This is a genomic window from Frankia sp. CgJB1, from assembly GCF_977947065.1.
In genome coordinates, this window is sequence record NZ_CDWTNB010000143.1 from 1 (window position 1) to 942 (window position 942).

General features: G+C 70.0%; 1 protein-coding gene. It reads left to right on the forward strand.

Annotated features, from left to right (window positions below):
- A partial coding sequence (locus AC08OT_RS15315) for a sugar transferase (RefSeq protein WP_476593726.1) occupies window positions 1-942 on the forward strand: 942 nt, incomplete at both ends.

The window sequence follows — 942 nt, forward strand, 5'->3', positions numbered from 1 at the left end:
CCTGCACCGGATGCGCCGGGCGGGTCGTTGCCTGCACCGGGTGCTCGTGGTCGGGGCCGGGGAGTCGGCTGCCACCCTGGTCCGGCTGGCCCAGCGCGATCCGACGTCGGGCTGGGCGGTCGTCGGTGTCGTGCTTGACCGCTCGCCCGGCCGGCACAGTCACGACCGGCCGGAACGCAGTGGGTTCGACCTGCTGGGGGTGCCGATCGTCGGCACCTCGGAGACCCTGCACACTGCCATCACGGCTACGCACGCCACCACGGTCGCGATCAGTCCGCAGATGGACGGCGAGACGCTGCGCCGGGTGCTGTGGACGCTGGAGGGCAGCGACGTCGACGTGCTGGTCTCCTCGGCGCTGACCGACGTGACCGGGCCGCGGATCTCGATCCGTCCGGTGGCCGGGCTGCCGCTGCTGCACATCGAGGAGCCGGAGCTCACCGGTACCCGTCGGGTGATGAAGATGGTCTTCGACCGGTGCGTGGCCGGAACGATCATCCTGCTGTTCTCCCCGCTGCTGCTCGGTCTCGGGCTCGCGGTGCGACTGACCAGCCGCGGCCCGGCGTTGTTCAAGCAGACCCGGGTGGGGCGGGGTGGTGAGCACTTCACCATGTACAAGTTCCGGTCGATGTACGTCGACGCGGAGGCGCGTAAGGCGGAGCTGGAGTCCCGCAACGAACGGGCCGAGGGGCTGCTGTTCAAGATGCGTGACGACCCGCGGATCACCAAGGTCGGGAAGTTCCTGCGTAAGTGGTCGCTCGACGAGCTGCCGCAGTTGTTCAACGTGCTGGGCGGCACGATGTCGCTGGTGGGGCCGCGCCCGCCGCTGCCGTCGGAGGTCGCCCGCTATGAGGACGACGTGCACCGCCGGCTGATGGTGAAGCCGGGGCTGACCGGCCTGTGGCAGATCAGCGGCCGGTCGGACCTCGAATGGGACGAGTCGGT